This window comes from Paenibacillus chibensis, from assembly GCF_004001045.1.
Taxonomy (GTDB): domain Bacteria; phylum Bacillota; class Bacilli; order Paenibacillales; family Paenibacillaceae; genus Paenibacillus_AQ; species Paenibacillus_AQ chibensis.
The window spans coordinates 1-18,074 of record NZ_BIMK01000039.1; the positions used below are offsets into that span (position 1 = coordinate 1).

Genomic DNA, 18,074 nt, shown 5'->3' on the forward strand with positions numbered 1-18,074 from the left:
CTTTCGTCCATCACCGCATCTCAGCGGCGACTTTTATAATATATCATACATGCTCGGTGTTTTGCAAGTCTTTTTTTTAAAAACTTTTTTCAAAGTTTTATTTATTCAGTCCTTGCAGCAACCTCGCTCGCTATCAATTTTATGTAAGTAAAACTGAAGCGAAAATAAATTTATCACAGATTACGCAGGCCCGTCAAGCACTTATTTCACTTTTATTGTTTGGATTGGGACAGCTTGCTGTTACGCGCATATTTGGAGAGTTCCTTCTGCGGGGCGAAACGGGCATACATGCGGAATACGGTTCTATATCGGCTGGCAATCGCGTTTCTGACCTCCAGATCCAATCTCTGATCACTCAGATCAAATAGCATTTCGTCCAGTTCCTTGCGCAGTACATAATCAAGTTCCTTGCATTCCTTGTCATTAAACAGCATCCCCAGCATGTTTGCCTGGCCTCCTTGTCGATTAAAAAGCGATATTTCTGGATCTATATAAAATGAACTAAAGTTTCATCCTGCTTCTCCTTAATTTTGTGATCCTCAGGAAAAGTGGTTACTCTTTCATTCGTTCAATTTATCTGTATTAGCGAAGGATACGAAGAGCATTCATCCGTGCAGCATGAACAACCTCCGAAGATCGAACTACGATGTCTGAACCCTTCCCTATCCCCCGCTTCATTACAATAGATCAGATTAATGCGTATTGATGCGGAGCGAACGAAGCACCTTCGATCGGTGTCATTTCTTCATGAGCTCAGTCAATGACGACTTTGCCGCCTTACTGTTATGCACAGTTTTTGGGAAATTTATGAATATTATTTTTTTAATTCCCCATTTTAGCAATTCATAATGGCTACCCCCTCATCAGGGTGTATGTGATGGTGCTCTCAATAATCGCTGCCACAAACAGGAGAATGACAATCCAGACGGATCCGGTTACGGCCTTCCTGAACATATTCTGCCACCTTCTCCCGACTTCCCCGCTCCCCTTTCCCCCAAGGCTACCCATTACTAACAATCCCATCTGGATTCCATAGGCGCAGGCGATAATAATGGCCGGTATTTCGATGATTCCGTGAGGCAGCAGACCTTTAACGATCAAATCAAACAAGCTGTTTCCCTGCTCCATAGAGCTATGTACTAAAAATCCGACAACCATGCCCTTGATCAACAGGAACAAAAGCGGCAATACCCCCAAGAGCAGCCCGAGAAAGATCATCGCTACGGCCTTGATGCTGTTATTGAAAAAAATAAATACAAAGAAGCTCCACTTGGGATTCGAAGATTGGCTTAGCGACTCTCCGATTTCACGGATCCCGCCCATTTGTTTATCGATAATCTCCGCAAACGCCCCCGTACTGTAACATCCTACAGCAATCCCCAAAATAAACAGTGCTGTTACAAACATCAAGGTTTTACCCATCGAGCCAAGATCTCTGACAAAAGTGCTGAATCGAAGCATATATAACCTCCTTACGGTAATATCTCGCTGGTACGAGCATACATTGAAGTAAACAAGCATTTCAAACGCAGGAAAGGGGCGACGATTCCATCCATGAATTCTTTTTTCTATGTGCTGAACGGTCGCAAAATCAAGCGAACTTTTTTCGTTCTCGCCGCGGCACTGTTCGCAATCGGCATTATTTATGTAGAGTCTGACAACATTACGGTCTTTTCCGAAGGGGCTCCGGCGGCCATTTACAGCGTTCCTACGGACAAAAAGGTGATCGCCCTGACATTTGATATCAGCTGGGGCGAAAAACGCGCTGAGCCTATTCTGAACGTCCTAAAGGACAAGGGAGTCCAAAAAGCGACCTTCTTTCTCTCCTCTCCCTGGAGCAAAAGCCATCCGGATATCGTGAACGAGATCAAAACGGCCGGTTTCGAAATCGGCAGCCATGGCCATAAGCATGTGAACTACAGCAGCCTCAGCGATGAGGAAATCAAAACCCAGTTAATAACGGCCAATTCTATATTAACCGATTTGACCGGAAAGGAACCGAGCTTGCTCCGCCTCCCCAATGGCGATTTCGATAAGCGCGTTCTAAAAATTGCCGACAGCTTAAACTACAAAGTCATCCAGTGGGATACGGATTCGCAGGACTGGAAAAACATCGGCGTGGACAATATCGTAAGCCGCGTCGTCACCAAAGCCCATCCGGGCGATATCGTCCTGCTTCATGCCAGCGATTCGGTCAAGCAGACACATGAGGCGCTGCCGATTATCATTGATGAGCTAAGAAAGCAGGGCTATGAGTTCGTCACGGTCTCCGACCTGATCTCCCAGGCGGACACCAAAGGCAAAGAGGTGCGCGACCAGGCTACGCTTCAGCAGGCCATCGACGATGCCGCAGGCATGTAATCCATTCCGTTCAATGCAATAAAAAAAGAGCTAAGATTTCTTAGCTCTTTTTGGGTTTCAATATTTTATGAAGGACTAAAATCTGGTATGCATTACAGGCTAGCAATGGCACCACAATAAATATCGTGGCGTTGTTGTCGTTGATTTTGAGCCCGCCGACCATCTCAACGATCGTAATCGCTGTCATAAAGAATATGGTTGGAACCCATGCGCTCGGGTTGGTAGCTCTGACCTTCAAGTACGCCACAAGAACGGCAACGATCAAAATGGCGATTCCAAGCAGCAAATCTGCCGTTTGGCTGCTGTTTTCCTTACCGACAAAGGAACGGAAGAACATAACTTCCAGCAGTGCCAGCACCGCGAGAACAAACTGTATGTATTGCCAGGTTTTTCTCTTGAATACGCCAATGGCCGTATAATTCAGGATCATATAAGCAAAAAAACCAAGCTGCGAGTATACGCTCGTCATCGCTCCAAAACCGAATAAGATGAGCAGGTAAAACAAAACATCCTTCATATCCTTGAATGATATGGAATCTCTGCTGTATGGAAGCAGGAAACCGGTAATGATGGAGACAATGGCTCCCACAAGCAAGGTTTTTAAAAATAACTTGGACCAATTTTTCAAGTTCAACTTGTCTGCACCCCCAAGACTTTATTTTACCAACGTTCACATTAAAAAACCATTCCCGGATCGACATATTTCGAAAATCTCCACGGCATACTACATTCAGGATGAAAAGCAAAGGAGTGACGCTCATGAAGTGGCCGGCTTTAGGCATATGGGGGATCATATTTGGGCTATCGGCCGTACTTTCGGGCTGTGGAACAGAACAAAGCTATGCACCGCCTCAAGGCGATTATAAAGAAATGAAAACGATGGTCGTCGATATTCTGAAAAGTGATGAGGGCAAAAAGGCGGTTGAGGACGCAATCAAGCAAAGCGGAAGCGGAAGCTCCTCCGGAGGCATGGGCATGCAGATGATGACGGCTCAGGCGACGGACCAAATCCGCACCGCCGTCAAGGACACCATCACCTCCGAGGAGTACAAAAAGGAATTCGAAAAAATCATGACCGATCCGCAGTTTGCAGGCGAATTCGCGAAGGTGATCAGCTCGCAGGACAAACAGCTGCATATGCAGCTGATCAAAGATCCGACGTATCAAAAATCAATCTCGGACATCATGAAGTCGCCTGAGGTCATGAAGTCGTTCCTGGATTTGACCAAAACGCCGGAATACCGCAAGCAGTCGATGACGGTGATGCAGGAAGCAATGCAAAATCCGATGTTCAAAATGGAAGTGATGTCCCTTCTCAAGAACGTGGTGACGCAGGAGCTGCAGCCAAAAGTCGAGAAAAGCAGTAAAAGCGGTGAAGGCGGCAAACAGGAAGGCGGCAAGGGCAAAGAAAGCGGCGAAGGCGGCGGAGACGGCGGCGGTCAATAATAAAAAGAAATTCAAAAAGAAAAGCCCCTATACGGGGCTTTTTTGTTGTTGCTCGATTATTGCTCGCATTTGGCAATAACATTTGCCGCCAGCTCATTATACAGCTTACCGCTGGCCGATTCGGATTTATACACCGATGGCGAGAAATCCGGTTCGGAAATGTGATTATCCGGCGCGCCGAGCGGGAATTGGGCAAGAAGATTCGTATGGAGCGTTTCGGCAAGCTGCCCGCCGCCTCCGCGACCGAATACATAATCCTTTTCACCGCAATGAGAGCATTCGTAATAAGCCATATTTTCCACGACTCCAAGGATCTCATGGTTGGTTTGAATGGCCATGGCGCCGGCACGGGCGGCAACGAAAGCAGCCGTCGCATGCGGTGTCGTTACGATGATCTCTTTGCTTTGCGGCAGCATCTGATGTACGTCCAGCGCGATATCGCCGGTTCCTGGAGGCAAGTCGAGCAGCAGATAATCCAGCTTGCCCCAATTCACGTCACCGAAAAATTGATGAAGCATTTTGCCGAGCATCGGTCCGCGCCAGACGACCGGGTTGTTCTCACGAATAAAGAAGCCCATGGACATGACCTTAACGCCAAAACGCTCTACAGGAACAATCGATCCTTCTTCGACGACAGGTCCTTCTTCAATTCCCATCATATCCGGAACGCTGAAGCCATAAATGTCTGCGTCGATAAGTCCTACTCTTTTGCCTTGACGGGCCAGCGCAGCAGCCAGGTTCACCGTTACCGTCGACTTGCCTACGCCGCCTTTTCCACTCGCCACCGCGATAAAATGAACATCCGGATCCGTCAGCAGCTCATTTTTCTCAAGTCCCGCCGCATGTCCTTTCACCAGCTTGTCCTGATCGGTCTGGCGTTCATGCTCGCCCAGGATTTTGCTGCGCTCATGCTCATTGGCCTCGCGCAAGCGGATATGAATATCATCGGCTCCGGCTTTTTGCAAACGGTCGCGAATTTCCTTCTCAAGCGCCTGCCCGTAGCCTTCGCGGTTATCCAGTGTAATGACGGAAAGCGATACTCTGTTTTCTTTGACAACGATATCTCTTATCATTTGCAGCTCAATCAGGCTTCTGCCTGTAGCAGTATCTCCGATGGGCTGTAACACTTCTTGAACTTGCTCACGTGACAACATGATGGCAGCACCTCTGCTTTATATATTGGCATCCGTACTTGGATAAGCCCCAGTAGGTATTATACCATCAACACTGATTTTATGACGACAGTTTCACTTTTTCTCCCGATAAATACCGGAGCATGCCTTTGTATACCGCCGCAGCCACCTTCTGCTGATAACTCTCGTCCCTTAAAAGCTGCGATTCTTCTGGATGCGATAAGAAGCCTACCTCTACCAGCGCTGAAGGCACTTTTAATGCCTGCAGGAGATATACCGTATTCACCGTTTTGGCGACGCGGTCCGTGTTCTCGAGATTCCGTTTGATTTCATCCTGAACGAGCGTAGCAAGTAAGGCATTATCGGGATGATTGGGGTAATAAAAGGTCTGCGCCCCGCTCCAGCGGCTCGACGGATAGCTGTTCAGATGGATGCTAAGAAACAGATCTGCCTTGGTATCCTGAATCAGCTTCGCTCTCTGCTTCAAGTCTTCCGTCTTGCGCTTGGAGTAGCCCTTGGTATCCTCGTTTGCGAGGTCGTAATCCCCTTCTCGGGTCAGGTAGACGACAGCTCCCGCCTGTTGCAAATAATCTCGCAGATACAAGGTAATCGCCAGGTTGACATCCTTTTCGATCACTCCCTGTTTACTAACCGCTCCCCCATCGGGTCCGCCATGTCCTGCATCGAGGGCGATGACTTTTCCCGACAAAGGCAGGCTCCAGTGTCCTGTCGTCTTAACCGCAGGAATATTGAATGAGGCGACCGCGATGAACACGATCAGCAGACACATGCCCATCAGCAGTTTTTTAATCGAGCTCAGCCGGATCCATACGACCTGCTTGCCCGAGCTATGCTTGGACATCAAAAATCCACCTCCGTTCCCATATCGACTCTACTCATCTATATGGGGGAAGGTGGACAAATAGTACTTAAAGACATGTCTATGGCGTAACTGACGCTCTCATGCCGTTGATCAGCACTTCTGCGACTTCCGGCCGCGTAAATTCAGGCGGCGGGCATTGTCCGTCGCGCAGCAGCCCACGCACTTTGGTACCGGATAATGTAAGATGATCCTCGTTTGGATGAGGGCAGGTTTTGCTCGAAGCCATATTGCCACACTTCGTGCAGAAAAAGCTGTGTTCGAAAAAGAGCGGCGTAATATCCAGTTCCTCCGGCTTGAAGTTGGAAAAAATCTCTTGGGCTTCGTAGGTGCCGTAGTAATCGCCCACTCCCGCATGGTCACGGCCCACAATAAAGTGGGTACATCCGTAATTTTTGCGTACGATGGCGTGGAAAATAGCCTCGCGTGGACCCGCGTAGCGCATTGCTGCAGGAAATACCCCCAGGAACGTCCGATCCTCCGGATAATAGTTTTCGAGGAGCACCAGATAGCTCTTCATCCGAACATCCGCCGGTACGTCATCTGATTTGGTCTCGCCGACGAGCGGGTTCAGGAAAAGGGCGTCTACGATTTCCATCGCGCTCTTTTGAATATATTCATGCGCCCGGTGAACCGGATTACGCGTTTGGAAGCCTACAACGCTATTCCATCCCTTTTGCCGGAACAGCTCTCTCGTCCTTGCCGGATCGAAATAGAAGTCTCCGAACCGCTCCGGCTTCGGACGGTTCAACACCTTCACGCTTCCGCCTACGTAGATCGGAGAGCGCTCAAGCAGCTTTTTCACACCGGGATGCTCCGGATCGGTTGTCTTGAATACCTGCTGCGCTTCTTCCTCCTGGTTCACCTCATACACGCTTTCAATCGTCAAAACCGCATAGATAACGCCGTCTTCCGCTCCTGTCAGCGCCACTTGCTCCCCGAGATTCAGGCTCCGGGCAGTGTCCCCGCTCACGGACAAGGTGATTGGTATACTCCAGACAGTCCCGTTCGAGAGTCTCATTTCACCGACAACGGAGCGGTAGTCCTTTTCATTCATGAATCCAACGAGCGGAGAGAAAGCGCCGCTGCCTATTAAGTCAAGATCGGATATCGTCCAGTTATTCACCGGAATCTGCTTCAAATGATAAGAAGCTTTCAGAAGCTCCTCCCGTTCCTGCCCTTCGGCAATCCGGTTAATAAGCTTTCCGCCATGCGGAAGTATTGCTGTCATGGTCGTTCCTCCTTAGATCCCTTTATTGATGCAGTCCGCATTCGGTTTTTTCACTGTCAGACCAGCGTCCCGCTCTTGGATCTTCCCCCGGATTCACCGGGCGGGTGCAATGCTCGCAGCCTATACTGGGAAAGTTCTGATCATGAAGCGGATTATAAAGCACTTGATTTTCTCGGATATATGTCCAGACATCGTCGGATGTCCAATCGGCAATCGGATTAAATTTGACCAATCCAAATTTGTGGTCATATTCGACCTTCTTGGCATTGGCGCGGGTAGGAGCCTGATCTCTGCGGATTCCGGTAATCCAGGCGTCATATTGAGAAAGAATGCGGGTTAACGGTTCGACTTTACGGATATTACAGCATTGATTCGGATCCGATTTCCACAATTCCGCACCATGCTGCGCACTTTGCTCCTCCGGAGTCAGCTTCGGGGACACGCGCACGAATTGAATACCGTATTTGGATTCCAGACGGTCTTTGGTTTCATACGTTTCTTTAAAATGAAAATCGGTATCCAGGTAAAAAATATCCGTTGAAGGGCTCACTTTTTGCAAAAGATCCACAAGAACAACATCCTCAGCTCCAAAGCTGCAGGCAAATGTCAAATTCGGAAACGTTTCTACGGCCATACGGATAACCTCTTCTGCAGAAGCATGTTCGAGCTCAGCGGCCTGAACTTCAATCCATTTTTCCTTTTCAAGTAAATTCATTGTGAATGTCTCCCCTTCCAATAGTTCACCTCATTAAATCCGGTTAATACCCAGTGGTTTAATATGATTAAATCCAGTATAAACCAATATGGTTTGTTGTCAATGCTATTTATGTGTTTTTTACAGGAAAACAAATAAAAAAAGCCCTTCATTCGAAGGACTTTTCATCAATTTAAATTAAAGCTCAAGCGCTTTTTGTGCCATCATCTTGTCATTTTCCAGCATCTTGTGCAAATCATATGCGGGATAGAAGCCGCGTTCCAACATAAAATTAAAGATTTTGGCGTGGAGCTTGATGGCATGGTTCAATTGCTTCGTAAATGTATCCCTTAATTGGGGAGTGGCTGTTTCAGTAATCGCCGCCGCGTAATTTTTGATGCATGCCTTTGACATGCCGAGCAGATGGCCGGCGTAGAAGCCAGTCATATCCTCATGCTCGCCTTTGCTTTTGTTGTTCCGGGCTTCCGTTGGAGCCATCGAATAAAAATGCAGCAGTTCCTTCAGGTTGCTTTCCTGAGCACGGATCATTTCCTCATATAGAGCGCGAAGCTGCGGATCGGCAATATCATGAACATGCATTTTAAGGGCAATCAAATTGTTCGCTGTGGAAGCCGTCAGTTCATGAAGCTCCAACGTTTCATGCCAGGCCAAGTGTTTGTGCTTCATACTTGCGTTTGCATTTACATTTGCGTTTACGTTTGCGTTAGGTTGCAAAATAAGATCCCTCCGGTATAAGTAATACCACAGCATATGATAAATATGCCTACTGGGCACGTTGTCTTCTCCAAAAAAACCTAAAATAGTTCACCTACAGGCAAGGAATAATACCAGAGGTACACCACATCACTTTACACTTAAAGGAGGATTTTCATTTTGAATTCCTATAACCAACAACAAATCAACCAGCTTGTGCAGCAATTGATTCAGCAAACGCAGCAGGCATCGCAAAAGTATGAGCAGCTCCTGAGACAAGAGCAAAGCAATGCCGTTCAGCTGGAACAGCTTGCGCAGCGTGAACAACAGGCCGCACAAACGATACAGACCGCTTTACAAGGCCATCAGCATGTCATTCAGCAGCTGCAGCAAATCTCCAACCTGGCACAACAGATGGGCAGCAGCGATAATACCTATACCTTTCATTCCTATGCTCAACAACAGAACCAGGGCATGGGCGGGTTTCAAGGATACCAACGTTAATTAGGACGTATCCGAAAACAGGAAAAAGGGATCGTATTCTTTTACCGGTCCTTTTTCCTCTTTTGGAACCGAAGCGAGGTGATTGATGTGTTAGTCGACTCCGGAAAGCTCGGATCTTCCTTATATTGTGATCATTGCGGCGCAACGGCTGAACAGGTTCACGTATGGTGGAAGGACGGAAGAAACGATGACGGTTTGGGCTTCAGCCAAGTCTTTGCGGAATGCCCTAACTGCCATGCAGAGCTGCTTCACAAAGACGCGTACGGGGAGATCGGGTCCGCTGAGGATGCGCTCCGTATTTTACAAAGTTGATGGTTTCACTCGGGCTGCCTATGGCAGTCTTTTTTACGCAAAACAAAAGCCCCTGACCATATAGGCCAGAGGCTGCGAGTCCTTGATACACAAGGGATATTAACGTTTCGAGAACTGAGGCGCGCGACGAGCCGCTTTGAGACCGTATTTTTTACGTTCTTTCATGCGTGGGTCACGAGTCAGGAATCCTGCTTTTTTCAGAGCTGGACGGAATTCTGGGTCAGCTTTGAGTAGCGCACGGGAGATACCGTGACGGATTGCACCAGCTTGACCGGAAATGCCACCACCGTGAGCAATAACGAGTACGTCGTATTGTCCCAGTGTTTCAGTCAGGTTCAGTGGTTGCTTAACGATCAGTTTGAGGGTTTCCAAACCGAAATATTCATTGATGTCGCGTTTATTGATGACAATGCGTCCTTCACCCGGTACAAGGCGAACACGTGCTACCGAATGTTTACGACGACCTGTCCCATAGTATTGTACTTGTGCCATGAAACTGTCCTCCTTTTAATTATCCGCGAAGTTCGTAAACTTCTGGTTTTTGTGCTGCATGTGGATGATCGGTGCCTGCATATACTTTCAGTCTCAGCTTCATTTTCTCGCCCATGCGAGTTTTAGGAAGCATGCCGTGAACCGCGGATTCGAGAACGCGCTCTGGCTTGCTGTTCAGCAAGTCGTGAGCGTTAGTCACTTTCAAACCGCCTGGATGCATGGAGTGACGATAGTATTTTTTGTTTTGCATTTTCTTGCCTGTCAGGTGAATCTTCTCTGCATTGATGATGACAACGAAGTCACCTGTGTCAACGTGAGTTGTGAATTGTGGTTTATGTTTGCCGCGGATCAAAGCAGCTGCTTCGCTCGCCAAACGACCAAGCGTTTTGCCTTCGGCATCAATGATGTGCCAGTTGCGCTCAACTTCATTTGGCTTCGCCATATAGGTGGTACGCATGAATAGTTCCTCCTTGTATTCGTCCGAAAATCATTTATCTTCGTTCTTTGTCGTTATCAAAAGTCATTTGTAAATGTTAGGTTGTCATTTTCTCGATTGGGGGCTGTGGGATAGCCATCAAGAAAACACAACTTTTATTTTACAGTATAGGCAGATAAAGCGCAAGCTGATTTTCAATGTTTTTAATTGAAATTCTCATACTCCACATTCCATAAAATCAGACCCTTGGATTCTGCCGTCGGTCCTGCCTTCATCCGGTCTTTCGCCCGCAGAATCGACGCCATGTCCTCCGGCTTCTTACGGCCCTTCCCCACTTCCAGCAAGGTGCCCACAATAATGCGGACCATGTGCTGCAAAAAGCCGTTACCGGTGATATAGAGATGAATCAGTCCCTGGTCCCGGGTACCCGGGCGGCACATGGATTGATCCCTTTCAATATGGGCATCATAAACGGTGCGGATATGAGAGGGCTTGGTGGAGTGCCGGGACGCAAATGATGTAAAGTCATGCGTGCCAATCAAATACTTCAGTCCATCGTTCATCGCTACAACATTCAGCTTACCGGGATGATGGAGCTCCGTATTTCGCCGGAATAGATCCGGAAATTGATTGGCATTGATGGTATATCGGTACGTTTTACGTTTCGCCGACCGTCTCGAATGGAACTCCAGCGGAACTTCCCTGGCTTCGGTCACCATGATGTCTCTCGGAAGTCTGGAGTTGAGTGCCATGCACCAGCGTTCCGCCGGAATCTTCGATTCCGTGTGAAAATGAAATACCTGCCCATAAGCATGGACACCGGCATCGGTGCGCCCAGAGGCATGAATTTTCACTTTCTCTCCCGTCAGCATCTCGATCGCTTTCTCCAGGTAATCCTGAATGGCATTTTCATCCGGCTGCGTCTGAAAACCGCTGTAATTCGTGCCGTCATAGCTGACTTTCATACATATGTTACGCATTTCCCCATACAACCTCCTGAATCCTCTGCCATCCTTTTCGCGCGAAAAGGAAACTCATGCGCTGCTTGCACGCTGAAACATAAAACGGCTCCGCCGTACAACACGGCGAAGCCGTTCCAAGGTAAAATCAAAGGAACACGTGCGAGGTCTGTTTCCGGAAAAGATGAACCTCTTTATCCGTGCTCAGGCCCCGGACGTGAAAAAAAGGGTTCGATCAGAATCATGAGATTCCTTCCCCCCTTTCCCCATCCTCACCTGTTTACGCGCGGTCAACCAGTTCCAGATAAACCATAGGCGCGGCGTCACCGCGGCGAGGTCCGAGCTTCAGGATACGAGTGTATCCGCCTGGACGCTCTGCATAACGGGTAGCGAGTTCGCTGAACAATTTTTGGATTGCGTCTTGCTCTCCATCGATCGTTTCACGACGAACGAATGCTGCCACTTGACGGCGAGCATGAAGGTCACCCTTCTTCGCTTTCGTGATCAGCTTTTCAGCGATCGAACGAACTTCTTTCGCCTTCGCTTCCGTAGTTTGGATGCGTTCATATAAGAACAGGTCGGTTACCAGATCGCGGAACAAAGCTTTACGTGCGCTGGAATCGCGACCCAACTTTTGGTATGCCATGTTTTCCCCTCCTTCGCTAACGATTCTAAGAAGTTATTCTTCTGTACGGAGTCCCAGACCCAGTTCCTCGAGCTTCTCTTGAACTTCTTCCAAAGACTTGCGGCCCAGGTTGCGGACTTTCATCATGTCTTCTTCCGTTTTCGTGGTCAGCTCTTGTACCGTATTGATGCCGGCACGCTTGAGGCAGTTGTAGGAACGAACAGAGAGATCAAGCTCTTCGATCGTCATTTCAAGCACTTTTTCTTTTTTGTCTTCTTCTTTTTCGACCATGATCTCTGCATCTTTCGCTTCGTCGGTCAAACCAACGAACAGCATCAAATGCTCGGTCAAAATCTTGGCGCCGAGGCTTACAGCCTCTTCCGGACGAATGCTGCCATCAGTCCAGATTTCAAGCGTCAATTTGTCATAGTTGGTCACTTGACCAACCCGCGTATTCTCCACGCCATAGTTGACGCGGCTAATCGGGGTATAGATAGAATCGACCGGGATGACGCCAATCGGTTGATCATCACGTTTATTCTTATCTGCTTGGACATAGCCACGACCGCGGTTAGCAAAAATACGCATGTGAAGTCTCGAACCTGGACCCATTGTTGCAATATGAAGGTCTGGATTGAGAATTTCCACATCGCTGTCCGCCCGGATATCTCCTGCCGTCACAACACCCTCGCCTTCAGCATCAATCTCGAGGACTTTCTCCTCGTCAGAATGAATTTTCAGGGAAAGAGCCTTCAGGTTCAGAATAATTTCCGTCACGTCTTCCATTACACCCGGAACCGTTGAGAACTCGTGGAGAACGCCATCGATTTGAACGGATGTTACGGCTGCGCCTGGCAGCGAGGACAACAGGATCCGGCGAAGGGAATTCCCCAAAGTCGTTCCATATCCACGCTCAAGCGGTTCAACTACAAACTTGCCATAGGCTCCATCTTCACTGACGTCTACGGTCTCAATTTTCGGCTTTTCGATTTCAATCACGCAAGTACCCCTCCTTCAAACGTCGCTCCTATTTGAAACTGTCACCTTTATCTTGTGTAAACATGTAGTATGCCTAAACAACCATTATTAGCAGATTGTGCCGGAAATATACCACATTCTTCAGGTTGACTTCAATTAGACACGACGACGTTTAGGCGGGCGGCAACCGTTGTGCGGAACTGGAGTTACGTCTTTGATCAGGTTGACTTCCAGACCAGCAGCTTGCAAAGAGCGGATCGCTGCTTCACGGCCTGCACCTGGACCTTTAACCATAACCTCTACCGATTTCATTCCATGTTCCATAGCAGCCTTCGCTGCGGATTCAGCAGCCATTTGAGCTGCAAACGGAGTCGACTTACGGGAACCTTTGAATCCAAGGCCGCCGGAGCTTGCCCAGGAAATCGCGTTTCCATGAGGATCCGTAATTGTTACGATCGTATTATTGAACGTGGAACGGATATGAGCCACTCCGGATTCAATATTTTTGCGGTCACGACGTTTAGTACGTACGACTTTTTTCGGTTTAGCCATTGTCTTTTATCCCCCCTTCTTATTTCTTCTTGTTCGCTACAGTACGACGAGGGCCTTTCCGTGTACGAGCATTCGTTTTAGTACGTTGTCCACGAACCGGCAGACCGCGGCGATGACGCACTCCACGATAGCAACCGATCTCAACGAGACGTTTAATATTCAAGGAAATTTCACGACGCAGGTCACCTTCAACCTTAACCGATTTGTCGATCGTTTCACGCAATTTGCTGACTTCATCTTCCGTCAAATCACGAACACGAGTGTCCGGATTGATGCCTGTTTCGCTCAGAATTTTCTGGGAAGTCGTTTTACCGATTCCGAAAATATAAGTCAAGGCGATCTCAACGCGTTTGTCACGTGGCAAATCCACACCAGCTATACGAGCCATTTTACGCTACACCCCCTTCTCTTAACCTTGTTTTTGTTTGTGTTTCGGATTTTCACAAATAACCATTACAGTACCTTTGCGGCGAATGACTTTGCATTTTTCGCAAATAGGCTTTACAGAAGGTCTCACCTTCATGTTAATTACCTCCCTCAAGTTTTGCAAAAGCAAAACTCGCTTCGTAAGGATTGACTAAAGTTTTGCCATAAGCAAAACCTGCATAAGGATTTACCTCCATCATGAAGGAAGTAAATTCATATCTTATAGGATCAACCGGATTTTACAAGTGTAAAACCAGGAAAGAACATTTTCAAGTGCCATATAGGATCATAACATCCCTGGCGCCATTTTGAAAGAAACGGCAAAAATTACTTACGGTAAGTGATACGGCCTTTGGTTAAATCGTAAGGCGATAACTGCACGACCACTTTGTCGCCTGTCAGAATACGGATAAAGTGCATCCGCAGCTTACCGGAAACGTGAGCAAGAATTTGATGACCGTTCTCAAGCTCTACCTTGAACGTTGCATTCGGCAGCGGTTCGATGACCGTACCTTCCACTTCAATAACATCTTCTTTAGCCACAGTTAGTCTCCTTTCTCTTCAGCATGGGATTCGGTGGACTGCACAAACTTCGAAACTGCGAAACGCAGCTTTCCATTCGTGACCCGACCGCTTTCATTTAAACTGTTTGCGACCTCGCTGCTAATAAAGGACTGGGGCTCCAGATGTTGAAGATTCTTCTTCTTTTTCTGGTCAAACTTTCGTTTGTTCCCATCCGCAATATACACGAACCTGCTGTCTTCAATGGACACGACCACGGCCACCTGTCCGGCGTCTTTGCCTTTCAGGATCTTCACGATCTGACCGATTTGCAGGCTGCTTTGATTACTCAAGACAATCACCTACATATCCAGTTTCGTGAGAATTTCATGACCTTCGCTCGTAACGGCTACCGTATGCTCAAAGTGAGCGCACAAGGATCCGTCGACCGTAACGACCGTCCAGTTGTCTTCCAGCGTTTTGACGAAACGTGATCCGGCATTCACCATCGGTTCAATCGCCAGCACCATGCCGGCTTTAAGCCGAGGTCCCCGATCCGGGACGCCAAAGTTCGGAATATTCGGTTCTTCATGCAGTTCTGCCCCAACTCCGTGTCCGACATACTCACGGACAACCGAGAAGCCGGCGTCTTCAATGACGCGCTGGATGGCATGTGAGATCGTGAACAGGCGCACATCAGGTTTGACAAGCTCCAAGCCTGCATACAGGGATTGCTCGGTGACGTCCAACAGACGCTGGGCTTCATCCGAAATCCTGCCTACAGGATAGGTCCAAGCGGAGTCTCCATGGTAACCACGGTACTGCGCACCGATGTCTAGCGTAATAATGTCGCCTTCGTTTAATTTGCGTTTGCCGGGAAATCCGTGTACCAATTGATCATTGACTGAAGCGCAAATGCTGGCAGGAAAACCATTGTAGCCCTTAAAAGACGGCAGTGCTTGTTGACTGCGGATGTAGTGGTCGGCGATCGCGTCAAGTTCCCCGGTCGTAATGCCCGGTTCCATGTGCTTTGCCATGAGACGGTGCGTTTCCGCAACAATTCGTCCTGCTTCCCGCATAAAGCCGAGTTCCGTTTCGGACTTACAAATGATCATTACGACTAACCTCGCAGCACCGATACGATTTCTTTCGATACCGTATCGATTTCTTGATCACCATCGATCTGACGCAAAAGACCTTTGTTCTCATAAAATGCTAGGAGTGGTGCTGTTTTGTTGATATATTCGTCCAGACGGGTACCGACGCTCTCTTCGTTGTCATCCGAGCGCTGATACAGTTCGCCTCCGCATTTATCACATACACCTTCCTGTTTAGGCGGGTTAAAGATCACATGATAAGTAGCGCCGCAGTTTTTGCAAATCCGGCGTCCTGTAAGGCGCGCCATCAGTTTATCGCGGTCTACTTTCAGGTTGATGACATGATCGAGCTGGGTGTTCAGTCTGCTAAGGATCTCATCCAGCGCTTCCGCTTGCGAAAGGGTTCTTGGAAAACCATCCAATAAAAAACCTTTTTCGCAATCGGACTGCTGCAGACGTTCTTCCACAATGCCGATCGTTACATCATCCGGTACCAAAAGCCCTTGATCCATGTATTCTTTGGCTTTGATCCCAATGGGAGTTCCTTGCTTGATCGCAAGGCGAAATGCATCGCCTGTAGATATGTGAGGAATGCCGAATTCATTGACAATGACTTCTGCCTGTGTGCCTTTACCTGCCCCAGGAGGGCCCATGAATAGTATGTTCACGTTTCTCTCTCCCTCCAACACAAGCTCTTTACAAGAAACAACGCAATAAGTTGCCGGGAAGCTTAAAAATCACTTCACCGGAACCTATCACTTATTTATTGATAAAACCTTTGTAGTGGCGTTTGATCAACTGACTTTCGATGGTTTTCATCGTATCCAGCGCAACCCCGATGACGATCAACAGTGAAGTGCCTCCGATTTTAACTGAGCTAGGCAAGCCAGCCAGTGTACCGAAGCCAATCGGCACCAAGGAAATAACGGCCAGGAAGATGGCACCTGTCATGGTTAGACGGGACATAACCCGGGTCAGATATTTCTCGGTTGCTTTACCAGGACGAATGCCCGGAATATAGCCGCCGTTTTTCTTCATATTGTCTGCCATTTGGTTCGGATTCATCTGCACGAACGTGTAGAAGAATGTGAAACCAATGATCATCAGTACATACAGTACCATACCCAGAGGATAGTCATATCTCAAGTTGGTTTGAATCCACTTCGCCCACTCATGAGTGTTAAAGAATCCAGCGATAATGGTAGGGAACTGCAGCAGGGATACGGCGAAGATGACTGGAATAACGCCGGCCGCATTGATTTTCAGCGGAATATGCGTATTCTGCCCACCGTACATCTTGTTGCCAACCACACGTTTAGCATATTGTACAGGAATTTTACGAATGGCCTGCTGGATGTAGATTACACCCACAATGATCGCGACGATGACAATCACGACGATCACTGTTTTCAGCGTATTCATAAACGCCTGGCCATCTACGATGAAACTAGATTGAGCCGTAGAACGGATGTATGTCGGAATATTTGCGATAATCCCGGAGAAGATCAGAATGGAAATACCATTACCGATTCCTTTTTCCGTAATTTGCTCACCCAGCCACATCAGGAATGCGGTACCCGCTGTCAGCACGATGGCAATCAGCAGATAATCCACAAACGTTGCATTAGGAATCATTTCGGCTGAATACAACCGGTTAAAACCGATTGACATCGCAAATGCCTGAATGAGACCCAATACGATCGTCAAATACCGCGTTAACTGTGCCGATTTCTTTTTCCCGTGCTCGCCTTGTTTTGCCCATTCAGCGAGCTTCGGAATAACATCCATCGATAGCAGCTGCACGATAATGGACGAGGTAATATACGGCACGATCCCGAGCGCAAAGATGGAGAATTGATGCAGCGCGCCACCCGAGAACGTGTTTAAGAGACCAAACAATTCTGAGCCTTGCTGATTCGTCTGTTCCAAGACATCTTTATTGACGCCAGGAACAGGAACGAATGAACCAATACGGTAAACGATCAGTACTAACAAGGTGAACAAAATTCTTTTACGAAGGTCCTCAACCCGCCATATATTTTTCAGGGTCTTAAACATTAGATCACCTCGGTTTTACCGCCGGCAGCCTCGATCTTCTCTACCGCAGATTGAGAGAACTTATTTGCTTTTACAGTCAACTTCACGGTAACTTCACCGTTGCCAAGAATTTTGATGCCGCTCTTCGTGTTTTTCACGACGCCGCTCTCCACCAAAAATTCAGGAGTTACTTCCGTACCCTCTGCAAAGCTGTTCAGTTCCTCGATGTTAACGATCGCATACTCTTTCCGCGTAGGATTTACAAAACCACGTTTTGGCAGACGACGATACAATGGGTTTTGTCCACCCTCGAATCCAGGACGTACACCGCCGCCGGAACGAGAATTTTGCCCTTTGTGACCGCGGCCAGATGTTTTACCCGTTCCGCTACTTGTACCGCGACCTACACGCTTACGATCTTTACGGGATCCTGTAGCTGAAGTAAGTTCATGTAACTTCATCGTTCGTTGCACCTCCTTATTATTTGTAGGTTAATCTGCCGAAGAGATTAACCTTCAATTTCTGTTACAGATACCAGATGGCTCACTTTGTTGATCATGCCGCGAATCGCGGGATTGTCGTTGTGAACCACGCTAGAGTTAAGTTTACGCAAGCCAAGAGTTTTCACGGTAGTACGCTGAGTTTCAGGACGACCGATCACACTACGGACGAGGGTAATTTGAAGTTTAGCCATGA

The 18,074-nt window shown here is 47.9% G+C and carries 27 protein-coding genes; 4 read left to right on the forward strand and 23 right to left on the reverse strand.

Annotation, left to right across the window (positions count from 1 at the left end; genetic code table 11):
- Positions 1-212: 212 nt before the first annotated feature.
- Both PCH05_RS23370 and PCH05_RS23375 read right to left on the reverse strand, forming a co-directional pair.
- Positions 213-443 (reverse strand): hypothetical protein, encoded by a 231-nt coding sequence (locus PCH05_RS23370; protein ID WP_127606453.1) that lies wholly within the window; start codon positions 441-443, stop codon positions 213-215.
- Positions 444-852: 409 nt separating this feature from the next.
- Positions 853-1,461, reverse strand: coding sequence for a stage II sporulation protein M (locus PCH05_RS23375; protein ID WP_127606454.1), 609 nt, complete (start codon positions 1,459-1,461; stop codon positions 853-855).
- Between the two features lie 93 nt (positions 1,462-1,554).
- Between PCH05_RS23375 and pdaB the strand changes: the two genes are divergently transcribed.
- Positions 1,555-2,361, forward strand: coding sequence for a polysaccharide deacetylase family sporulation protein PdaB (gene pdaB, locus PCH05_RS23380; protein ID WP_127606457.1), 807 nt, complete (start codon positions 1,555-1,557; stop codon positions 2,359-2,361).
- Between the two features lie 40 nt (positions 2,362-2,401).
- Here the strand turns inward: pdaB and PCH05_RS23385 are convergent, their stop codons facing one another.
- Entirely contained in the window at positions 2,402-2,995 is a 594-nt protein-coding gene (locus PCH05_RS23385) for a KinB-signaling pathway activation protein (protein ID WP_127606459.1), read from the reverse strand.
- A gap of 125 nt (positions 2,996-3,120) precedes the next feature.
- Between PCH05_RS23385 and gerD the strand changes: the two genes are divergently transcribed.
- Positions 3,121-3,807, forward strand: a complete 687-nt coding sequence (gene gerD, locus PCH05_RS23390; RefSeq protein WP_127606462.1) for a spore germination lipoprotein GerD — start codon at positions 3,121-3,123, stop codon at positions 3,805-3,807.
- A 56-nt stretch (positions 3,808-3,863) separates the two neighbouring features.
- Here gerD and salA read toward each other — a convergent pair whose 3' ends face one another.
- The 5 genes from salA to PCH05_RS23415 form a co-directional block, all read right to left on the reverse strand.
- Positions 3,864-4,961: an iron-sulfur carrier protein/transcriptional regulator SalA gene (gene salA, locus PCH05_RS23395; protein WP_127606464.1), complete on the reverse strand. Its 1,098-nt coding sequence runs from the start codon at positions 4,959-4,961 to the stop codon at positions 3,864-3,866.
- Between the two features lie 79 nt (positions 4,962-5,040).
- Complete coding sequence (cwlD, locus tag PCH05_RS23400) at positions 5,041-5,802, reverse strand: N-acetylmuramoyl-L-alanine amidase CwlD (protein ID WP_127606467.1); 762 nt, start codon at positions 5,800-5,802, stop codon at positions 5,041-5,043.
- 79 nt (positions 5,803-5,881) lie between these two features.
- Positions 5,882-7,051, reverse strand: a complete 1,170-nt coding sequence (gene sat / locus PCH05_RS23405) for a sulfate adenylyltransferase (protein WP_127606469.1) — start codon at positions 7,049-7,051, stop codon at positions 5,882-5,884.
- A 22-nt stretch (positions 7,052-7,073) separates the two neighbouring features.
- The gene (locus PCH05_RS23410) at positions 7,074-7,766 is read right to left on the reverse strand and encodes a phosphoadenylyl-sulfate reductase (protein ID WP_127606471.1); all 693 of its coding nucleotides are present in this window, start codon (positions 7,764-7,766) and stop codon (positions 7,074-7,076) included.
- A gap of 177 nt (positions 7,767-7,943) precedes the next feature.
- Positions 7,944-8,432, reverse strand: a complete 489-nt coding sequence (locus tag PCH05_RS23415) for a spore coat protein (RefSeq protein WP_127606473.1) — start codon at positions 8,430-8,432, stop codon at positions 7,944-7,946.
- Positions 8,433-8,636: 204 nt separating this feature from the next.
- Here PCH05_RS23415 and PCH05_RS23420 point away from each other — a divergent pair, with 204 nt between their 5' ends.
- The gene (locus PCH05_RS23420) at positions 8,637-8,963 is read left to right on the forward strand and encodes a hypothetical protein (protein ID WP_371860580.1); all 327 of its coding nucleotides are present in this window, start codon (positions 8,637-8,639) and stop codon (positions 8,961-8,963) included.
- An 87-nt stretch (positions 8,964-9,050) separates the two neighbouring features.
- Complete coding sequence (locus PCH05_RS23425; protein WP_164766779.1) at positions 9,051-9,275, forward strand: hypothetical protein; 225 nt, start codon at positions 9,051-9,053, stop codon at positions 9,273-9,275.
- A 99-nt stretch (positions 9,276-9,374) separates the two neighbouring features.
- Here the strand turns inward: PCH05_RS23425 and rpsI are convergent, their stop codons facing one another.
- The 15 genes from rpsI to rpmD all read right to left on the reverse strand — a co-directional run bounded on the left by rpsI (position 9,375) and on the right by rpmD (position 18,072).
- Positions 9,375-9,767 (reverse strand): 30S ribosomal protein S9, encoded by a 393-nt coding sequence (gene rpsI, locus PCH05_RS23430; RefSeq protein ID WP_127606479.1) that lies wholly within the window; start codon positions 9,765-9,767, stop codon positions 9,375-9,377.
- 19 nt (positions 9,768-9,786) lie between these two features.
- Positions 9,787-10,224 carry a 50S ribosomal protein L13 gene (rplM, locus tag PCH05_RS23435; RefSeq protein ID WP_127606481.1) on the reverse strand — a complete coding sequence of 146 codons (438 nt, stop codon included), beginning with the start codon at positions 10,222-10,224 and terminating at the stop codon, positions 9,787-9,789.
- Positions 10,225-10,406: 182 nt separating this feature from the next.
- A complete protein-coding gene (gene truA, locus PCH05_RS23440) occupies positions 10,407-11,183 on the reverse strand; it encodes a tRNA pseudouridine(38-40) synthase TruA (protein ID WP_127606483.1) in 777 nt (258 codons plus the stop codon).
- Positions 11,184-11,442: 259 nt separating this feature from the next.
- Positions 11,443-11,808 (reverse strand): 50S ribosomal protein L17, encoded by a 366-nt coding sequence (rplQ, locus tag PCH05_RS23445; RefSeq protein WP_127606485.1) that lies wholly within the window; start codon positions 11,806-11,808, stop codon positions 11,443-11,445.
- A 33-nt stretch (positions 11,809-11,841) separates the two neighbouring features.
- A complete protein-coding gene (locus tag PCH05_RS23450) occupies positions 11,842-12,786 on the reverse strand; it encodes a DNA-directed RNA polymerase subunit alpha (RefSeq protein WP_127606487.1) in 945 nt (314 codons plus the stop codon).
- A 135-nt stretch (positions 12,787-12,921) separates the two neighbouring features.
- Positions 12,922-13,317 carry a 30S ribosomal protein S11 gene (gene rpsK / locus PCH05_RS23455; RefSeq protein WP_127606489.1) on the reverse strand — a complete coding sequence of 132 codons (396 nt, stop codon included), beginning with the start codon at positions 13,315-13,317 and terminating at the stop codon, positions 12,922-12,924.
- A gap of 19 nt (positions 13,318-13,336) precedes the next feature.
- Entirely contained in the window at positions 13,337-13,705 is a 369-nt protein-coding gene (rpsM, locus tag PCH05_RS23460; protein WP_127606491.1) for a 30S ribosomal protein S13, read from the reverse strand.
- A gap of 21 nt (positions 13,706-13,726) precedes the next feature.
- Positions 13,727-13,840 carry a 50S ribosomal protein L36 gene (gene rpmJ / locus PCH05_RS23465; RefSeq protein WP_003322638.1) on the reverse strand — a complete coding sequence of 38 codons (114 nt, stop codon included), beginning with the start codon at positions 13,838-13,840 and terminating at the stop codon, positions 13,727-13,729.
- Positions 13,841-14,070: 230 nt separating this feature from the next.
- Positions 14,071-14,286, reverse strand: coding sequence for a translation initiation factor IF-1 (infA, locus tag PCH05_RS23470; RefSeq protein WP_006212898.1), 216 nt, complete (start codon positions 14,284-14,286; stop codon positions 14,071-14,073).
- A gap of 2 nt (positions 14,287-14,288) precedes the next feature.
- The gene (locus tag PCH05_RS23475; protein WP_127606493.1) at positions 14,289-14,597 is read right to left on the reverse strand and encodes a KOW domain-containing RNA-binding protein; all 309 of its coding nucleotides are present in this window, start codon (positions 14,595-14,597) and stop codon (positions 14,289-14,291) included.
- A 9-nt stretch (positions 14,598-14,606) separates the two neighbouring features.
- Entirely contained in the window at positions 14,607-15,359 is a 753-nt protein-coding gene (gene map / locus PCH05_RS23480; RefSeq protein WP_127606495.1) for a type I methionyl aminopeptidase, read from the reverse strand.
- A 5-nt stretch (positions 15,360-15,364) separates the two neighbouring features.
- The gene (locus PCH05_RS23485; RefSeq protein ID WP_127606497.1) at positions 15,365-16,009 is read right to left on the reverse strand and encodes an adenylate kinase; all 645 of its coding nucleotides are present in this window, start codon (positions 16,007-16,009) and stop codon (positions 15,365-15,367) included.
- Between the two features lie 91 nt (positions 16,010-16,100).
- On the reverse strand, positions 16,101-17,399 hold the full coding sequence (gene secY, locus PCH05_RS23490; RefSeq protein WP_127606499.1) for a preprotein translocase subunit SecY: 1,299 nt from the start codon (positions 17,397-17,399) through the stop codon (positions 16,101-16,103).
- The gene (rplO, locus tag PCH05_RS23495; protein WP_127606501.1) at positions 17,399-17,839 is read right to left on the reverse strand and encodes a 50S ribosomal protein L15; all 441 of its coding nucleotides are present in this window, start codon (positions 17,837-17,839) and stop codon (positions 17,399-17,401) included. Before rplO ends, secY begins: the two co-directional genes overlap by 1 nt.
- A 47-nt stretch (positions 17,840-17,886) precedes the next feature.
- Positions 17,887-18,072: a 50S ribosomal protein L30 gene (rpmD, locus tag PCH05_RS23500; protein WP_127606503.1), complete on the reverse strand. Its 186-nt coding sequence runs from the start codon at positions 18,070-18,072 to the stop codon at positions 17,887-17,889.
- Positions 18,073-18,074: the final 2 nt, after the last annotated feature.